General features: G+C 54.5%; 1 protein-coding gene. It reads left to right on the plus strand.

Translation table 11 applies throughout. From position 1 onward, the window contains the following. Positions 1-956 (plus strand): elongation factor Tu (tuf, locus tag BGE37_RS24755; RefSeq protein ID WP_000223459.1); only part of this gene is annotated, 956 nt, incomplete at both ends.

Below are 956 nucleotides of genomic sequence, written 5' to 3' on the forward strand. Positions count from 1 at the left end.
GACACCCCGACCCGTCACTACGCACACGTAGACTGCCCGGGGCACGCCGACTATGTTAAAAACATGATCACCGGTGCTGCTCAGATGGACGGCGCGATCCTGGTAGTTGCTGCGACTGACGGCCCGATGCCGCAGACTCGTGAGCACATCCTGCTGGGTCGTCAGGTAGGCGTTCCGTACATCATCGTGTTCCTGAACAAATGCGACATGGTTGATGACGAAGAGCTGCTGGAACTGGTTGAAATGGAAGTTCGTGAACTTCTGTCTCAGTACGATTTCCCGGGCGACGACACTCCGATCGTTCGTGGTTCTGCTCTGAAAGCGCTGGAAGGCGACGCAGAGTGGGAAGCGAAAATCCTGGAACTGGCTGGCTTCCTGGATTCTTACATTCCGGAACCAGAGCGTGCGATTGACAAGCCGTTCCTGCTGCCGATCGAAGACGTATTCTCCATCTCCGGTCGTGGTACCGTTGTTACCGGTCGTGTAGAACGCGGTATCATCAAAGTTGGTGAAGAAGTTGAAATCGTTGGTATCAAAGAGACTCAGAAGTCTACCTGTACTGGCGTTGAAATGTTCCGCAAACTGCTGGACGAAGGCCGTGCTGGTGAGAACGTAGGTGTTCTGCTGCGTGGTATCAAACGTGAAGAAATCGAACGTGGTCAGGTACTGGCTAAGCCGGGCACCATCAAGCCGCACACCAAGTTCGAATCTGAAGTGTACATTCTGTCCAAAGATGAAGGCGGCCGTCATACTCCGTTCTTCAAAGGCTACCGTCCGCAGTTCTACTTCCGTACTACTGACGTGACTGGTACCATCGAACTGCCGGAAGGCGTAGAGATGGTAATGCCGGGCGACAACATCAAAATGGTTGTTACCCTGATCCACCCGATCGCGATGGACGACGGTCTGCGTTTCGCAATCCGTGAAGGCGGCCGTACCGTTGGCGCGGGCGTTGT

The organism is Escherichia sp. MOD1-EC6300 (assembly GCF_002965045.1).
Lineage (GTDB): Bacteria > Pseudomonadota > Gammaproteobacteria > Enterobacterales > Enterobacteriaceae > Escherichia > Escherichia coli_F.